Below are 15,503 nucleotides of genomic sequence, written 5' to 3'. Positions count from 1 at the left end.
CGGAGCTTCTACGGCGTCGGCGGCAGTCCGGATTGTCTGCGTCCACGGGACGACCGGAGGCGGGCAGACGGACACCATCAAGGGGCATCCAGTCATCGAGCGAAGGAGTGCCCCATGTCGGTCCACCAACTACTGGCCGCGAACGAAGCCACCGGCGCTTACCTGACCGCCGGCCGTCTCTGGTCGCTGGTGGCCGTGCTCGCCGGCCTGATCGGGGTGATCGCCGGCGGCCTCACTCGTTTCCGTTCCGGCGGCACCCGGCGCGGAGCCGTCGTGGCCCTGACGGCGGGCCTGCTCGGCATGGCAGGCGGCGGTTTCGTGGTGGTCGCCGCCAAGGGTGGTCCCGGCACCGGCTACGGAATCGTCGGCGGCTTCATCGCCCTGGCGATCGGACTGCTCGCCGTGGCCCTCGGCGTCCTCGCCCTCAAGCAGGCTGGGCGTCCGCCGGTCGCTCGCTCAAACCACGGGTGGTGACGACGCGCGCGCTGCCGTCGGCCAGGTGGTAGGACAGTCCGACGAGAGCGGTTTCCCCGGCTTCGATCTTGTCGGCGAGCAGCCGCGAACGGTCGGCCAAGAGGTCGACGGTGTGCCGGATGTGCTCGTCGATGATCTCGTCGTCGCCGGTGAGCCCGGCGGCGCGGGCGGCGAGGACGCTAGGTGTGACCCGTTCGATGACGTCGCGGACGAAGCTGTTGGTGCCGAGTCCTTCGGTCAGCGCCGCGCGAGTCGCGGCGACGGCGCCACAGGAGTCATGGCCGAGCACGACGACCAGGGGACAGCCGAGGATGCTGACGGCGTATTCGATGCTGCCCAGCACCTCCGAACCGGCGACGTGACCGGCGGTGCGGACGACGAACAGATCGCCGAGCCCCCGGTCGAAGATGATCTCGGCGGCGAGCCGCGAGTCGGAACAGCCGAAGAGGACAGCGAACGGACGCTGTCCCGGGGCTGTTTCGGCGCGGCGGGTGGCGTCCTGGTTCGGGTGCTCCGGGGTGCCGGCGATGAAACGCCGGTTACCGGCGAGCAGAAGGTCGAAGGCCTCGGAAGGGCTCGGCGGCGCGTCGCTCATGAAACGGAGATTACCGGCTGTCGCCACGGGTGGCAGAGCGTGTGGCCCGGCTCATAGCGGTCCGCGGCCACCGCCGCCTCGCGTCACTGATCGAGTCGTGCGGCGACGGCGCGCATGGCGCGGCCCACGGCCTGGAGGTCTTCCGGCGCGATCACGTCCACGAAGTGTTCGCGGACGGTGCGGAGGTTGTCCGGTGCCGCGCGGCGCAAGGTCTCGTGCCCTTCGTCGGTGAGCCGGGCGCGTACGCCGCGGCCGTCGTCGGCGGTCGATTCCCGCTGGACGAGACCACGGGTCTCCAGCCCGCTGACACGATGCGAGAGCCGGCTGCGGGAGTAGTACGCCGATTTCGCGAGGTCCGCCATGCGCATCGACCTGCCGGTGGCTTCGGACAGTCGCACCAGGAGTTCGAACTCCGCCAGGGAAAGCCCATGTTCCTCGCGCAGCCGCCGGTCGAGCAGGTCGATGAAGCGCACCGATCCTTCGATGAACGCCCGCCAGTCACGCTGCTGTTCCGTGTCGAGCCAGTTGGTCACGGCCACACCGTAACAGTTGACGCTTTCAACCACTTCGGTCTAGCTTTGGTTGAAGACTTCAACTAGATGGGAGAGCGCGATGGCGAACGAAGCCTGGGTGATGCAGGAGAAGGACGCGGAGGTCATCGAGAAGCCCGCGTTGTGGTTACTGGCCGACGGCGAGCACACGGGCGGGTTCCTCAGCGCGAACCGCTTGTCCCTGCGCGCCGGCGAACCCGGCACGAAACCGCACTATCACCAGAAATCCGCCGAAGCCTTCTACGTGCTGGAGGGAGCGTTGCGGATGCTGGTGGGCGCCGAGACGCTCACGGTCGAGCGGGGTGGCTACGTGGTGGTCCCGCCGGGTGTCCGGCACGCGTTCGCCGCGCCGCCGGACGTCGCCGCGGACGTCCTCATCACGCTGGCGCCCGGCGTCGAACGGTTCGGCTATTTCCGTGTGCTGCCCGAGATCCTGCGCGGGAACGTCGCTCCGGAGGAGGTCGAGCGCATTCACGAACGGTATGACGTCCACTTCGTCGACGTGCCGGAATGGGACGAGCGCGGCCGTTAGCCGGTCAGTTCGGCCGGACCAGGCGCGGGAACCCGGCCGCGTGGAGCCGCCGGGTGGCTTCGTCGTCGATGCTGATCCTCCTGACCGAGCCAGCGCCCAATCCGGTCATCACCATCGCGACGAGCATGAGGGGAGCCAGCACCGTGCGCACGAGCATGGCCCAGCAGGCCGCCGCGCCGATCCGGCCGCCGTCCTTGATCCGGACGAGCCGGGTCCCGGTGAGGACGGCGCCGAGAAGGCGGCCACCGCCGAAGAACAGGCCATAGAGCACCGGAACGGCGATCAGCAGACCGAGCAGTGTCAGGAGTGCCGCCTCGTCGGGCAACGCGCTGTCGCGGGTGACAACCGCGAACACGACGAAACCGATCGCCGCGCCCAGCAGATAGACGGCGAAGTCCACGAACCAGGCCGCCAGTTCCGCCCACTCGCTCGCCGAGACATAGAGGGTCCCGTCGTCGAACGCGCCGAGTCGTTTCGCGGCCTTCGGGCCGAGTACGCCTTCGACCTGCTCCTTGGCGACGTCCAGCCGTCCGGTCATGGCGTGCCCCACCTGTCTCATGTCGTCGCCGCGTGCGCGGACACTATGCGGGAGAACCCGGGCTGTGGTGTGAACAGCCCACAGTGACCGCTCGTTCCGGGGTTCGCCCGTGCGGCGGACGTGCTTCGATATGAGACCACGGGTGAGGAGGTCCATGGCGAGCGAGAGTGACGTCCACCGGCGGCCGCTGACGAGTTATGTCGGTCGCGCGGACGACGAGAACGAGGTACGACGGCTGCTCGGCGCGGGACGCTTGGTCACCTTGACCGGGGCGGGCGGCGTTGGCAAGACACGGTTGGCCGCTCAGGTGGCCAGTTCGCTCACCCGGGCCTTCGCCGGTGGCGTGGCGGTGGCCGGATTGGGGGAGCTGCGGGACGAACGTCTCGTCGCGCGCACGGTCGCCGACGGCCTCGGTCTGCACGACACGGCGGGGCGGACCGACCTGGAGGCGGTGGTGTCGTACCTGCGTCCCCGGCGGTCGTTGCTGGTGCTGGACAACTGCGAACATCTCCTCGCCGGAAGCGCGGACCTGGTGACGGCGTTACTGCGTGACTGCCCGGATCTCGTGGTCTTGGCGACCAGCCGTTGCTCGCTGGGGGTCCCCGGCGAGCACGTCCTGCCGATCCCGCCCATGGCCGTACCCCACGAAGAGAACACGACATCCCAAGAGGCGCTCACGTTCGGCGCGGTGCGGCTGTTCGCGGAGCGCGCCGCCGTCGTCGTGCCCTCGTTCGAGGTCACCGAAAGCAACGTCGCGGACGTCGTCCGCCTGTGCCGGCGGCTCGACGGCCTGCCGCTGGCGATCGAGCTCGCGGCCGCCCGGATCCGCGTCCTGTCGCCGTCGCAGCTCGCGGACCGGGTCGAGAACGACCCGGGTCTACTGGCCACCGGTCTCCGGGCGCCCGTCGAGCGGCATCGGACGCTGCGCGCCACCCTCGACTGGAGCCACTCCCTGTGTACCGCGACCGAGCGGATCGTCTGGGCGCGCTGTTCGGTGTTCGCCGGGCAGTTCGACCTGTCCGCGGCCGAGGACGTCTGTACCGGGGACTGCGGGCTGGACGCCATGGCCGTGCTGGACGCGGTGGACGGCCTGGTCGACAAATCGGTGCTGGCCCGCGTCGACGGCACGGACAGGGTGCACTACCGGATGCTCCGGCTCATCCGCGAATACGGCGGCGGGCGGCTCGCCGATTCCGGTGACGAGCTCGCCGTCGCGAGGAAGCATCGTGATCACTACGCCCGGCTGATCGAACACGCCGCCGGCACCTGGTTCGGGCCGGGGCAGGACGAGGCGTACGAGTGCCTGATCGCGGCGCACGCCGACCTCCGCGAGGCGCTGTCGTGGTCGCTCCGCACCCCTGGGGAAGGTCCGGTGGCGTTGGAGATGGCCACCGGCGTGATCGAGTACTGGGTGGCCCGTGGCGCGGCCTGGGAACTGCGTGACTGGATCGATCGGGCCCTCGACGTGGTCTCACCGGATACCCCGGGCCGGGCCCGGGGCCTGGCGATCGCGGCCCTTTGCGCCGCGCTGCACGCGGATCTGCCGCGTGCCCGGCAGCGGCTGACCGCCGCCGAGGCGATCGAGAACGACGAAGCCGTGCCGTACATCGCCCACGCGCGTGCCTTCGTGCGGATGCTGTCCATCGAGCCGAACTCGATGACCGAAGCGGCGGAGGCCGTGCGGATCTTCGGTGAGCGAGGCGATGTACGGCGCCAGATGCACCCGATGTTCCTTCAAGGGGTCGCACTGGCTTACCTGGGCGACCTTCCGGGAGCGCGGGCGCTGCTGGGCTCGATGCGCCAGCTGTGCGAGGAAGCGGGGGAATTCCGGTATCGCTCCATGGCCCTGTTCGGGCTGGGGGTCGCCGAGGTCTGCTTCGGCGGCGACCTCGACGACGGCGAACGCTTCATCCGTTCCGCGCTGGAGATCGACCTCCGTACGTCCGACGTGCTGTCCGCGGCGTACCGGGTGGACGGTCTGGCCTGGGTTTCCGCGCGGCGCGGGGAATGGGTCCGGGCGGCGGAGCTGTTCGGCACCGCCGCCACGCTCTGGGACCGCTGCAACGCCGTACCCGATGTGGCCGTCACCGCGACCCACACGGCGTTCTCCGAGGCCACCCGGAAAGCCTTGGGAGCCGAGAAGTTCGACGCCGCGTTCGCCGAAGGACGCCGGCGGAATCCGCACGATGCCCTGGCAGGCCCGCGGGCACGCCCGGAAGTCCCGTCCGCCGGTCTCCCGCCGCTGACGCCGCGCGAGTCGGAGATCGCGCGGCTGGTCGCGGCGGGGCTGAGCAACCGGGAGATCGCCGCGCGACTGGTCATCGCGCGGCGCACGGTGGAGACACATCTGCAGCACATCGCGCACAAGCTCGACTTCGCCAACCGGACGCAGCTGGCCGTCTGGGTCGAGCAGCGAGACGCCGCCCGTAGGACGCGGTGATCAGCCGATCGGGCAAGTTCCCCGGTACACGGCGATCTTCGGATCGTTCGCCGGAAGGGGGCACAGGAACCGGTCGTACCTGGTGTCGTCGTCCACGAAGCGTTTCATCCAGGAGATGCTGTACTTCGCGATGGTCACGTTCGGTTTCGTCGGCACCATATGGCCTGCCCCGGCCAAAAGCACGTACGCCTTGTCCAACGAGTCGGGAAGGCTTTGGTAGAAGGGGCGGGAATAGGTGCCGTCCGGCGCGATGAAGTCGTTCTGCGCACTGACGACGAAGGTGGGGACCTTCAGATCGGAGAACGTCGTGTTCGGATTCCAGCCCGTCAACGGGATCGCCGCCTTCAACGCCGGTGCCTTCTGCGACGCGATCAAGGCACCGCCGCCGCCCATCGAGTGTCCCATGACGGCGAGCCTGTCCCGGTCGACGCGACTTTTGGCCTGACTCGTTTCGGTGACGTAGCGCAGTGCCGCGAGCAGTTGCTCGGACCGGTTGTCCGGAGTGTCCCAGGTGCTCTTCGTCGAGAACGTGATGACGACGAAACCCTGGGAGGCCAGGCGCGGGCCGTACCACGCGATCGCCGCCTCGGATTCCAGGAAGCCGGGGGCGATCGCGATCGCGCCGAACGTGCCCTGGCCGGTGTCGGTCGGATAGTGGATCGTCCCGGCGCCGAAACCCTGTCCGGCCGGGACCTTCTCGGTGGCGATCTCGAACGATCCGCGGTCCGCTTCGATCGTGGCCGTGGTCGGCTCAGGGCCGCGGGCGTAAGGACTTTCCTCGGCGGCGGCCGGTACCGCCACCAGGAGTGCGGTCACCGCGCCGACGACCGCGGCGGTCCACTGTGGTCCACGCTTCATCGCGTTTGTCCTCTCGGGAGAACCGTTCCGGGGATGGAACGGTTTCCCAGGTATAGCGGGACCGCGGCCGGGCGCGCGTCGTGGAAACTACTGAGAGGTGACGGCCTCCTAGGGTCGCTTTTTCGAAATTGTCACGCGAAGGGGAATTCCGCGACGTGCGAGTGTCATGCCGGTGAGATCGGGTTCAGGCTCCGGGCCGGTTCCCGCTGGGGATCGTGATGCGGGTCGTCGTCGGTGAGGTCCCCTTGTTGAGGAACAACATCGCCAGCGCGCGCACCATTTGGTCGAGCATGTAGAAGCCCGCGGGGATGACGGGGATCAGCCCTTCCCGGAACGCGATGTAGGCGGGCCACGCGGTGCGGATGAGGGCGGCGGAAGCGTAGTCGCGGCGCAGTCCGAGCCAGTCGCCGATCGCGTCGCTCAGCACGTACCGCACGAACTCGTTGAGGAATCCGCGCGTGACACCCAAATCGACCTGTGCGGTCAAGCCGAGCAGGTCTTCGGCGAGTTCCTTGCCTTCGTGCGACGGGGAAAGGATCGGGGTGAGCACCTGCGCCGACTGCGCGTGCGCGGCGGCCCACGTCTGGGGGATGAACTCCTCCCGCACGCCGAGCAGATGGATCGCGACCTGCCACATGTGGAGGAAGGCGGCCTCGTCCGCGGCCGACATCGGGACCTTCCATTCGCGCAGCTTCCGGTGCACGAAGGTGCCGAGACTGTGGAAGGTGACCAGGATGTCACCGTTGCTGATCGGGATCCGTTCGTCCGCGACGGCCTTCCAGTGCGCCGACTGCGGCAGCAGGTGACGTACCGCGGCGTGCACCAGCCGCGTCTTGTTGGCGGTGACCACGAACTGGCCGCCGGGCTCGAAAGCGTTGAGGTCGCTCAGGTCGTAGCCGAAAGTGAAGGTCTTGGCGGCGCGGTCCTGCATGTCGGCCCCGCCCGCGGACCAGTAGACGGATTTGGCCTCGCGCGGGATGACCGTGCTCATGATGCCGCTGCCGAGCCCGTACAGCATGAACAGATAGGTGTCCTTGCGCCGGTTGAAATCGGCCGCGCGGCGCAGCTTCGCGGGATCGGCCCAGGACGGCAGCTTGTTGACGCGCTGGAGGTAACCCGCCAGATCGGCGGGAAGGCCGCCGGGCAGCGGATCGTTGTTGTCCACCCACGGGCCGATCGCGGTGTTGACCGCCGGAACCTGGCCGGCTTCGAGGACCGCCGCCATGATGCGGTCGATTTCGTCGTCCCAGACCCACCAAGGATCGGCGGCCGTCCCGGTCCGGGTCTCGCCCCAGGCGGGCGCGACGCTCGCCGCGCCGACAAGGCCCAACGCGACGCCGAGGGACAGAACATTCCTCCTGCTGAGATCGCTCATTTACTTACCTAACTTCCTTGGTAGGTTCGGGACGCGTCCGGTGCGTCCGATGAGTGATTCCTGATTAACATAACGAAGCGGTCGGGTGGTCGGCAAGGGAAGCCCAGACCTGAATCGGTCCCCTTCGGCCGAGGTCAGACTCGTTTCTCGTCCAGGTCGCGGAGCGCGCCCTTGGGCACTTTCCCGCCCGCGTTGCGGGGAAGTTCGGGGACCAGCACGAGATCCTTGGGCAGCTTGAACGACGCGAGCCTGCCGTCGAGGAACGCGGTCAGTTCCCCCAGTGACAGTTCGGCCTCCGGCGGGGTGGTGACGAACGCGACCGGCACCTGGCCCCAGCGTTCGTCGGCCCTGCCGATCACGGCGACCTCGAGTACCGACGGATGCGCGGAGATCGCGTTCTCCAGTTCGGCGCAGTAGATGTTCTCGCCACCGCTGATGATCATGTCCTTCTTGCGGTCGACCACCCAGACGAAGCCGTCGCCGTCCTGCGTCACCAGGTCGCCGGAGTGGAACCAGCCGCCCGCGAACGCTTCCGCGGTCTCCTGCGGTTTGTTCCAGTAGCCCTTGGTCACCGTGGGGCCGCGGTAAACGATCTCGCCCACTTCTCCCGGTGCGACGTCGTTCATGTCGTCGTCCACGACGCGGTATTGGAGGGTCGGGATCGGCTTGCCGACGGAACCGAGCTTGCGCACCGAATCCTCGCCGCTGAGCACGCAGGTGATCGGGGAGGTTTCGGTCTGGCCGAACACGGCGACGTTGAGCGCGCCGGGGAACTTCTCGGCCATGGCCAGCAGGGTCGCCCGGCTCGCGGGCGCGGCGCCCCAGCTGATGATCCGCAGCTTCAGGTCCCGCGCGGCGATATCCGGCTCGGCGCAGATCTGGTCCCACTGCTGGGGAACGTTGAACACGACGGTGGCGCCCTCGCGTTCGTAGGCGTCGAGCACCGCGCGAGGGTCGAAGGCGCCCAGCGGGTGGATCACGACCACGCTGCCGACCAGGAAGTTCGCCACGATCGAACCGAGGCCCGCGATGTGGAAGAAGGGCGCGGTCAGGAAACCGACGTCGGAATCGTCGAAGATCTTCATCGCCCGGATGCAGGTGAGCGCCTGCAACTGCATGTTCCGATGGGAGAGCAGTACGCCTTTCGGCCTGCCGGTGGTGCCCGAGGTGTACATGATCAGCGCCGTCGACTCCTCGCTGACGTCGGGCGGTTCCATCGGCTCCCGCGCGTTCAGGAATTCCTCGTACGCAGTGCGGCCCTCGTCCGGCTCGCCGACGACGAGCACCGTCCCGATCGCCGCGGCGCTCGGTGCGGCCTCGAGCAGGGGGAGCAGCCGCGCGTCGACGACGATGGCGGACGGCGTGCAGTCGGCGAGGATGTAGTCGAGTTCCGCGGGCGCGAGCCGGAAACTGAGCGGGACGGCCATGGCGCCCAGGCTGTTCGCCGCGAACACGGTTTCCACGAACCACGGGTGGTTCAGGGTCAGCGTGGCCACGCGGTGGCCTTCGGCGACACCTTGTCCGGCGAGGGCGGCCGCCAAGCGCAACGACCGCTGCGACAGCTGTGCCCAGGTGGTCGTCTCGCCGAGGTAGCGCAGGGCGGGCTTGTCCGGTCGGGTCATCGCGTGCGTGGCCGCGTGCGCCATCCAGTGGTGCCGGAAGGACGAGGCGGGAGCCGAAGCGGTCGACATGGCCATCCTCAGGTGTCGGAACGGTACTGGTCGCGAGGCCAGTATGCATGCCAAGCCGCCGGTTGAGAAGCGATAAGTTAATCGGGAATCACATCGTTGGCCGGTCTGCGCCGGACGGTTCGGGCGGTGGTGATCCGGTTCGTGGTTGACTTCCCCGCATGGCCCTGTTCCCGCCCGCAGCCGTCCGGATCCGGCGATGAGCGCCGACTCGACGGCGGCCGTCCGGCCCCGCAATCGCAAGCAACTGATCGTCGACGCGGCCGGGCGGATCTTCAGCGAACACGGGTATCACGCGGCTTCGATGGAGGAGATCGCCGCCGACGTTGGCATCACCGCGGCGGCCCTGTACCGGCACTTCCCGAACAAGTACGCGCTGTTCGCCGCTTGCGCGAACGTGATGGCGGACCGGCTCGCCGCCACCCTCGACGAGGTGCCGCCCGGCGCGCCGCTGGCGGACGTGCTCGCCGCCGTCACCCAGGGCACGGTGACCCACCGCGCGTCGAGTGGCCTGTACCGCTGGGAGTCCCGGTATCTCGACAGCGACGACAGGCACGCGCTGGGGGAGAAGTTCGCGAGAGTCGTCGACCGGGTGACCGAGGCGGTGCGGCGGGAGTACCCGCTCCCCGACCCGGGACTGCGGGCGGTGGCCGCGCTCGGGGTGATCGGGTCCATCACGATGCACCGGACCTCGATCGCCCAGCGCCGCGTCGAAGAGGTGCTGGTGGAGTCCGCCCTCCGGGTGGCCGCGACCGATCCGACGACGAGCGTCGCGGACGCGGGCGCCGTCGAGCTGCCGTCCCGGCCCGTGCCACGTACGCGGCGTTCGGAGATTCTCGCGGCCGCCATCCCGCTGTTCGAGCGGGACGGCTTCGTCAACGTCACGAACGGACGGATCGCCGAAGCCGTGGGGCTGGTCCCGTCCGCGCTCTACCGGTATTTCCCCGGCAAGGCCGACATTCTCGCCGCTGCCTGTCTCCAGGCCGCGGGGATATTGGCCCAAGCGGTGGAACAGAACCTTCACGGGGTCGACGGTCCGCACGACGCCCTGCTCGCGCTGGCGCGGACCTATGTGGCCTACAGCTTCGAACACACCGCGCTCACCAGCGTCGCCAACGCCGAACTGGCGGGTCTGCCCGCGGCTCTGCAGCGGCCGTTGGTCAGCGCGCAGCGCGAGCACATCGCCGTCTGGGAACAGCAACTGCGGTCGGCGCGGCCGGAACTCGATCAGCGGCAGGCGAGGGTGCTCGTGCACGCCGGTTTCGGCGTGGTGGTCGAAGCAGGCCGGAGGGTGCGGTGGGAGGACGTCCCCGCCAACCGTGATGGCGTCAGCGCGCTGCTCGTGGGCGCGTTGGGGGTCTGACGCCGGGCCGTCAGTGTTCGCGGTGACCGAGGCCGGCGGAAACCTGTTGTGCCGCATGGCCGACGACGCGGTTCAGGCCGCGCATCCGGGCAGCGGGCATGTACGGCCTGGTCGCCGAAACGCTGATGGCTCCGGCGATCGCGCCGGTGGCGTCCCGGATCGGCGCCGCGACGCAGCGGATCCCCGGCTCGTTGTCTTCGAGGTCCATCGCCACCCCGGCCTCCGCGTACTCGCGCATCCGCGCCAGGAACGCGTCGAGGTCCTCGGGGTGTACCCGGCCCGGTTCCGCCGGGGTCTCGGCGAGGTACAGCTCCCGCCATTCCGGCGAGGAGTCCAGCAGGAGCGCCATGCCGACACCCGTGCGGGTCAAGGGCATCCGGTGCCCGATCCGGGAGCGCATCTCCGCGCCCCGTGAACCTGGCAGCTTGTCCAGGTACAGCACCGAATCCCCGTCTCGGACCGCGAGGTGCACCGCGTCGCGCAACTGGGCGGCCAGCTCCTCCAGTACCGGCCGGGCGACCACCGGCAGCGGACTTCCGTGCAGGGCCTGGAAACCCAGTTCGATCAGGGTGGGGCCGAGGGTGTACCCGTCTCGTCCGCTGCGCAGGTATCCCTCGCTCACCAGCAGCTGGACGAGCCGGTGCGTCGTGCTGCGGCCCAGCCCGGTGCGCTCGACCAGGGTGCGGAGATCGGTCGCGCCGCCCGCGACGGCGCGGATCACCGCGAGACCGCGGGCGAGGGTCTGGGTGCCGGGCGGCGCTGGTTCGGACATGCCAGAATCCTACATATAGGGACGGCGATCGCATTATCGGGAACGCCGCCGCACGATGTCGCTCGTGACGGACATCGGACCCGCCTTGATCGCGCTCGACTGGGGAACCTCCGGTCAGCGTGCCTGGCTGCTCGGCAGGACCGGCGAGATCCTGGCCGCCCGCGACACCGGGCGCGGACTGCTCACCACGACCGAGGACGTGGATTCGCGGGACCCGCGAGCCAGGGCCGCCGCCTACGAGTCGGCCTTCCTGGAGACCTGCGGCGACTGGCTCACGGCGTTCCCCGGGCTGCCGTCCATCGCCGCCGGCATGGTGGGCAGCGCGCAGGGCTGGGCCGACTCCGGCTATCGCACCGTCCCGGCGAAACCGGACTCCCCCTCGCTCGTCCCGGTGCCCCATCGCGACGGCGTGCTCCACCTCGTGCCGGGACTGCGGATCCCGTCCGGTGAGCGCCCCGGCGACGTGATCCGCGGTGAGGAAACGCAACTGGTCGGCGTGCTGGAGGCGCTCGGCGAACCCGCCGGGCCGCTCACGGTGGTGCTGCCCGGTACGCACAGCAAATGGGTCCGTGTCGAGAACGGGCTCGTGACGGACTTCGCCACCGCGATGACCGGCGAACTGTACGGATTGCTGACCACGCACGGCATCCTGGCCCGCACGGCCGCCGGTCCGGTTCCCGACGACGAGGCGTTCTCGCGGGGTTTGGCCGCAGGACGGCGTTCGCGGGGGCTCGCCACCGAGGCGTTCGGCGCGCGGCCGCTCGTGCTCGACGGCGTACTCGGACCGGCGTCGCTGCCGGACTACCTCTCGGGCGTGCTGATCGCCGACGAGGTTTCCCATCTGCTGCGTGACTCGGATACCCGCGTGGTGCTGTGCGGAGCGAGCGAACTCTGCCGTCGCTACGCCGCCGCACTCGCCGAAAGGGGAGTGGAGGCGACCGTGCTGTCCGAGGAGGTCACCGCCAGGGGGCTGTGGCGGATCGCGACGTCCGCCGGACTGCTCGAAGACCGTCTCGAAAGGACAGTGAAGCCGTGACCGGTTTGATCGCGATCCTGCGCGGAGTGACCCCTGCCGAGGTGATCGGCGTCGGCAGGGCGCTCGTCGACGCGGGCTTCCCCGCCATCGAAGTGCCACTGAATTCGCCAAATCCGTTCGAGAGCGTCCGCCTGCTCGCCGACGCGTTCGGGGAGCGGTGCGCGATCGGCGCGGGCACCGTGCTCACCACCGAAGACGTCGGGCGGGCGCGGGAGGCCGGCGCGCGGATGATCGTGGCGCCCAACGGCGATCCCGCGGTGATCTCCGCAGCCGTGGCCGCCGGCATGACGCCGTATCCCGGCGTGGCCACGCCCACCGAAGCGTTCGCCGCGCTGGCCGCGGGCGCCCGGCACCTCAAGCTGTTCCCCGCCGACGCGGTCGGGATCGAGGGGATGAAGGCGTGGCGCGCGGTGCTGCCGCGCGAGGTCGAACTGCTGCCGGTCGGCGGCGTCGACGCGACGAACCTGGCGGCATGGGCCGCCGCCGGTGCGGCCGGAGCGGGGCTGGGTTCCTGCCTCTACCGCCCGGGTGACAGCGCGGACACGGTCGCGGTCCGTGCTCGCGAACTCTCCGAGATCTGGCACCAGGACTAAGGAAGAAACCGATGAAGATCGTGTCAATGACGACATATCAGGTGCCGCCCCGCTGGTCGTTCCTGAAGATCGAGACCGACGAGGGCGTCACCGGCTGGGGCGAACCGGTCCTGGAGGGCCGGGCCGCCTCCGTGGCCGCCACCGTGGAGGAGCTTTCCGATTACCTGATCGGCAAGGATCCCTCGCGGATCGAGGATCTGTGGACGGTCCTCTATCGCGGCGGGTTCTATCGCGGCGGCGGTCTTCACATGAGCGCGCTGGCCGGCATCGACCAGGCCTTGTGGGACATCAAGGGCAAGGCGCTCGGCGTGCCGGTCCACGAACTGCTCGGCGGTCGCGTGCGCGACCGGATCAAGGTGTACTCGTGGATCGGCGGCGACCGTCCCGCCGAGACCGCCCGCGCCGCGCGTGAGGTGGTGGACCGCGGGTTCAGCGCGGTGAAGATGAACGGGACCGAGGAACTGTCCTATCTGGACACCTGGGACAAGGTCGATCGCTGTGTGGCCAACGTCGACGCCGTCCGTCGGGCGGTGGGCCCGAACATCGGCATCGGGGTGGACTTCCACGGCCGCGTGCACAAGCCGATGGCCAAGGTCCTGCTGCGCGAACTGGAGCCGTACCGGCTGATGTTCGTCGAGGAACCGGTGCTGTCCGAGCACGTCGACGGCTTCGCCGACGTGCTCCGCAACTCGCCGATCCCCATCGCGCTCGGCGAACGGCTGTACTCGAGGTGGGATTTCAAGGCCGTCCTGGCCTCGGGTGCCGTCGACATCATCCAGCCGGACCCGTCGCACTGCGGCGGCATCACCGAAGCACGCAAGATCGCGCACATGGCCGAGGCCTACGACGTCGGACTGGCCCTGCACTGCCCGCTCGGCCCGATCGCGCTGGCGGCCTGCCTGCAGATCGACGCGGGCTGCTACAACGCCACGATCCAGGAACAGAGCCTCGGCATCCACTACAACACGAGCAACGATCTCCTCGACTACCTGGTGGATCCGTCGGTGTTCGCCTACGACGACGGGCAGGTCGCCATCCCCGCCCGCCCGGGGCTCGGCATCGAGATCAACGAGGAGTACGTCGCCGAACGGGCGGCCGAGGGTCATCGCTGGCGGAATCCGGTGTGGCGGCACGCCGACGGCTCGTTCGCGGAATGGTGAGCGCGATGACCACCTCCGTCCACACGGGACTCGCCACCCGCCCCTCCCGGTACCGTGTGCTCATCGCGGTGATGCTGTTCATCACCGTCGTCATCAACTATCTGGACCGCTCGAACCTGTCGATCGCGATGCCCGCGATCGCCGGCGAACTCGAGCTGTCCAAAGCGGAACAAGGTCTGCTCCTGTCGGCCTTCGGCTGGACGTACGCCGCGTTGCAGCTTCCCGGCGGCTGGCTGGTCGACAAGATCCCGCCGCGGTTGCTCTATCCGGCCTGCCTGATCCTGTGGTCGCTCGCGACCTTGTTCATGGGGGTGTTCGGCGGGTTCGTGGCGCTGATCGCGTTGCGGCTGATGGTCGGCGTCTTCGAAGCGCCCGCCTATCCGATCAACAGCAAGATCGCGACCGTCTGGTTCCCGGAACGCGAACGGGCCACGGCGATCGGTTTCTACACCTCGGGTCAGTTCATCGGCCTCGCCCTGCTGACGCCGGTGCTGTCCTGGCTGCAGACCGCGCTGTCGTGGCACTGGGTGTTCATCGCCACCGGTCTGGTCGGCATCCTCTGGGCGGTGCTCTGGTACGCGAAGTACCGCGAGCCGCGCGACTCGCGGGCCAACGAGGCCGAGGTGGAGCTGATCCGATCCGGCGGTGGCCTGGTGGACCTGCCGAACGAGCGGCCGGAGCGGGCGCGGATCACGCGCGCGGATCTGGCGACCGTGCTGGGCAGCCGGAAACTGTGGGGAATCTACTTCGGACAGTTCTGCCTGACCTCGACGCTCTGGTTCTTCCTCACCTGGTTCCCGACCTATCTCGTCGAATACCGGGAAATGGACTACATCAAGTCCGGCTTCCTGGCGTCGTTGCCGTTCATCGCGGCACTGATCGGTGTGCTGGCTTCCGGTGTGCTGTCGGACTTCCTGGTCCGGCGCGGGGCGTCGCTCGGAGTGGCGCGCAAAGGCCCGATCATCGCCGGGCTGCTGCTGAGCACCGTGATGGTCGGGGCCGGTTTCACCGACTCGACCACGCTGGTCATCGTGATCCTCTCGGTCGCCTTCTTCGGAAACGGTCTCGCGTCGATCACCTGGTCGCTCGTCTCCGCGCTGGCGCCGCGACGGCTGCTCGGGCTGACCGGTGGGATGTTCAACTTCATCGGGAACCTGTCGTCGATCGCCACCCCGATCGTCATCGGCCTGATCGTCATCGATGACAGCTTCGCGCCCGGCTTCGCCTACATGACCGTGATCACGGTCGCCGGGATCCTGTCGTACGTCTTCCTGGTCGGCAAGGTCGAACGTGTCGCCGAGCGGGGTGTGACCAGCACTACATAGGTACCCCCTGGGGGTACTTGCGCAGCGTCCTGAAGCGGCCTAGGTTCATCTCCGTCAGATACCCCCTAGGGGTAATTAGGTTGCGAAAGGACGGTTGTCATGGCGGAGTCATCCCCGGACCCACGGCGGTGGTGGGCGTTGGGGCTCATCGCGTTGGCTCAGTTCATGGTCATCATGGACACTTCGATCATTGGCGTCGCTCT

At 68.9% G+C, this 15,503-nt stretch carries 15 protein-coding genes; 8 read left to right on the top strand and 7 right to left on the bottom strand.

Annotated elements, in window-relative coordinates; genetic code table 11:
• The first annotated feature begins 114 nt into the window (after nucleotides 1–114).
• Entirely contained in the window at nucleotides 115–474 is a 360-nt protein-coding gene (locus ACLJO0_RS43590) for a DUF6223 family protein (RefSeq protein WP_410585765.1), read from the top strand.
• Here ACLJO0_RS43590 and ACLJO0_RS43585 read toward each other — a convergent pair.
• Together ACLJO0_RS43585 and ACLJO0_RS43580 are read right to left on the bottom strand one after the other, a co-directional pair.
• Nucleotides 425–1,069, bottom strand: a complete 645-nt coding sequence (locus ACLJO0_RS43585; RefSeq protein ID WP_410585764.1) for a carbonic anhydrase — start codon at nucleotides 1,067–1,069, stop codon at nucleotides 425–427. The two genes, ACLJO0_RS43590 and ACLJO0_RS43585, sit on opposite strands and share 50 nt — an antisense overlap.
• 83 nt (nucleotides 1,070–1,152) lie before the next feature.
• Nucleotides 1,153–1,602, bottom strand: coding sequence for a MarR family winged helix-turn-helix transcriptional regulator (locus ACLJO0_RS43580; RefSeq protein ID WP_410585763.1), 450 nt, complete (start codon nucleotides 1,600–1,602; stop codon nucleotides 1,153–1,155).
• A 79-nt stretch (nucleotides 1,603–1,681) separates the two neighbouring features.
• Here ACLJO0_RS43580 and ACLJO0_RS43575 point away from each other — a divergent pair, with 79 nt between their 5' ends.
• Nucleotides 1,682–2,152: a cupin domain-containing protein gene (locus ACLJO0_RS43575; RefSeq protein WP_410585762.1), complete on the top strand. Its 471-nt coding sequence runs from the start codon at nucleotides 1,682–1,684 to the stop codon at nucleotides 2,150–2,152.
• A 4-nt stretch (nucleotides 2,153–2,156) separates the two neighbouring features.
• On the opposite strand, the gene ACLJO0_RS43570 is transcribed toward ACLJO0_RS43575, so the two are convergent.
• The gene (locus ACLJO0_RS43570) at nucleotides 2,157–2,690 is read right to left on the bottom strand and encodes a hypothetical protein (protein ID WP_410585761.1); all 534 of its coding nucleotides are present in this window, start codon (nucleotides 2,688–2,690) and stop codon (nucleotides 2,157–2,159) included.
• A 154-nt stretch (nucleotides 2,691–2,844) separates the two neighbouring features.
• Between ACLJO0_RS43570 and ACLJO0_RS43565 the strand changes: the two genes are divergently transcribed.
• The gene (locus tag ACLJO0_RS43565; RefSeq protein WP_410585760.1) at nucleotides 2,845–5,130 is read left to right on the top strand and encodes an ATP-binding protein; all 2,286 of its coding nucleotides are present in this window, start codon (nucleotides 2,845–2,847) and stop codon (nucleotides 5,128–5,130) included.
• Here the strand turns inward: ACLJO0_RS43565 and ACLJO0_RS43560 are convergent, their stop codons facing one another.
• The 3 genes from ACLJO0_RS43560 to ACLJO0_RS43550 form a co-directional block, all read right to left on the bottom strand.
• A complete protein-coding gene (locus ACLJO0_RS43560; protein ID WP_410585759.1) occupies nucleotides 5,131–5,988 on the bottom strand; it encodes a dienelactone hydrolase family protein in 858 nt (285 codons plus the stop codon). It abuts the gene before it with no gap.
• A 184-nt stretch (nucleotides 5,989–6,172) separates the two neighbouring features.
• Complete coding sequence (locus tag ACLJO0_RS43555) at nucleotides 6,173–7,363, bottom strand: oxygenase MpaB family protein (protein ID WP_410585758.1); 1,191 nt, start codon at nucleotides 7,361–7,363, stop codon at nucleotides 6,173–6,175.
• Nucleotides 7,364–7,497: 134 nt separating this feature from the next.
• The gene (locus ACLJO0_RS43550) at nucleotides 7,498–9,054 is read right to left on the bottom strand and encodes a long-chain-fatty-acid--CoA ligase (RefSeq protein ID WP_410585757.1); all 1,557 of its coding nucleotides are present in this window, start codon (nucleotides 9,052–9,054) and stop codon (nucleotides 7,498–7,500) included.
• Between the two features lie 196 nt (nucleotides 9,055–9,250).
• On the opposite strand from ACLJO0_RS43550, the gene ACLJO0_RS43545 reads away from it, so the two are divergent.
• Entirely contained in the window at nucleotides 9,251–10,414 is a 1,164-nt protein-coding gene (locus tag ACLJO0_RS43545; protein WP_410585756.1) for a TetR/AcrR family transcriptional regulator, read from the top strand.
• Between the two features lie 10 nt (nucleotides 10,415–10,424).
• Here the strand turns inward: ACLJO0_RS43545 and ACLJO0_RS43540 are convergent, their stop codons facing one another.
• On the bottom strand, nucleotides 10,425–11,186 hold the full coding sequence (locus ACLJO0_RS43540; RefSeq protein WP_410585755.1) for an IclR family transcriptional regulator: 762 nt from the start codon (nucleotides 11,184–11,186) through the stop codon (nucleotides 10,425–10,427).
• A gap of 55 nt (nucleotides 11,187–11,241) precedes the next feature.
• On the opposite strand from ACLJO0_RS43540, the gene ACLJO0_RS43535 reads away from it, so the two are divergent.
• Genes ACLJO0_RS43535 through ACLJO0_RS43520 form a run of 4 tightly spaced genes read left to right on the top strand, consistent with a single transcriptional unit; the run spans nucleotide 11,242 to nucleotide 15,300 of the window.
• Nucleotides 11,242–12,222, top strand: a complete 981-nt coding sequence (locus tag ACLJO0_RS43535; RefSeq protein WP_410585754.1) for a 2-dehydro-3-deoxygalactonokinase — start codon at nucleotides 11,242–11,244, stop codon at nucleotides 12,220–12,222.
• Nucleotides 12,219–12,815 (top strand): 2-dehydro-3-deoxy-6-phosphogalactonate aldolase, encoded by a 597-nt coding sequence (locus ACLJO0_RS43530; RefSeq protein ID WP_410585753.1) that lies wholly within the window; start codon nucleotides 12,219–12,221, stop codon nucleotides 12,813–12,815. Before ACLJO0_RS43535 ends, ACLJO0_RS43530 begins: the two co-directional genes overlap by 4 nt.
• An 11-nt stretch (nucleotides 12,816–12,826) precedes the next feature.
• Nucleotides 12,827–13,975, top strand: coding sequence for a galactonate dehydratase (gene dgoD / locus ACLJO0_RS43525; protein WP_410585752.1), 1,149 nt, complete (start codon nucleotides 12,827–12,829; stop codon nucleotides 13,973–13,975).
• Nucleotides 13,976–13,980: 5 nt separating this feature from the next.
• On the top strand, nucleotides 13,981–15,300 hold the full coding sequence (locus ACLJO0_RS43520) for an MFS transporter (protein ID WP_410585751.1): 1,320 nt from the start codon (nucleotides 13,981–13,983) through the stop codon (nucleotides 15,298–15,300).
• Nucleotides 15,301–15,503 lie beyond the last annotated feature (203 nt).

The sequence above is a fragment of the Amycolatopsis sp. lyj-108 genome (assembly GCF_046549005.1).
In the GTDB taxonomy this organism is placed as follows: domain Bacteria; phylum Actinomycetota; class Actinomycetes; order Mycobacteriales; family Pseudonocardiaceae; genus Amycolatopsis.
Note: the sequence above shows the minus strand (reverse complement) of the source record. Positions and strands in the feature narration are given on the sequence as shown.

Bases quoted from the DNA above. Each gene is read 5' to 3' on its own strand.
- ACLJO0_RS43590 (WP_410585765.1), top strand. From the start codon at position 115: ATGTCGGTCCACCAACTACTGGCCGCGAACGAAGCCACCGGCGCTTAC.
- ACLJO0_RS43585 (WP_410585764.1), bottom strand. From the start codon at position 1,069: ATGAGCGACGCGCCGCCGAGCCCTTCCGAGGCCTTCGACCTTCTGCTC.
- ACLJO0_RS43575 (WP_410585762.1), top strand. From the start codon at position 1,682: ATGGCGAACGAAGCCTGGGTGATGCAGGAGAAGGACGCGGAGGTCATC.
- ACLJO0_RS43570 (WP_410585761.1), bottom strand. From the start codon at position 2,690: ATGACCGGACGGCTGGACGTCGCCAAGGAGCAGGTCGAAGGCGTACTC.
- ACLJO0_RS43565 (WP_410585760.1), top strand. From the start codon at position 2,845: ATGGCGAGCGAGAGTGACGTCCACCGGCGGCCGCTGACGAGTTATGTC.
- ACLJO0_RS43560 (WP_410585759.1), bottom strand. From the start codon at position 5,988: ATGAAGCGTGGACCACAGTGGACCGCCGCGGTCGTCGGCGCGGTGACC.
- ACLJO0_RS43555 (WP_410585758.1), bottom strand. From the start codon at position 7,363: ATGAGCGATCTCAGCAGGAGGAATGTTCTGTCCCTCGGCGTCGCGTTG.
- ACLJO0_RS43550 (WP_410585757.1), bottom strand. From the start codon at position 9,054: ATGTCGACCGCTTCGGCTCCCGCCTCGTCCTTCCGGCACCACTGGATG.
- ACLJO0_RS43545 (WP_410585756.1), top strand. From the start codon at position 9,251: ATGAGCGCCGACTCGACGGCGGCCGTCCGGCCCCGCAATCGCAAGCAA.
- ACLJO0_RS43540 (WP_410585755.1), bottom strand. From the start codon at position 11,186: ATGTCCGAACCAGCGCCGCCCGGCACCCAGACCCTCGCCCGCGGTCTC.
- ACLJO0_RS43535 (WP_410585754.1), top strand. From the start codon at position 11,242: ATGTCGCTCGTGACGGACATCGGACCCGCCTTGATCGCGCTCGACTGG.
- dgoD (WP_410585752.1), top strand. From the start codon at position 12,827: ATGAAGATCGTGTCAATGACGACATATCAGGTGCCGCCCCGCTGGTCG.
- ACLJO0_RS43520 (WP_410585751.1), top strand. From the start codon at position 13,981: ATGACCACCTCCGTCCACACGGGACTCGCCACCCGCCCCTCCCGGTAC.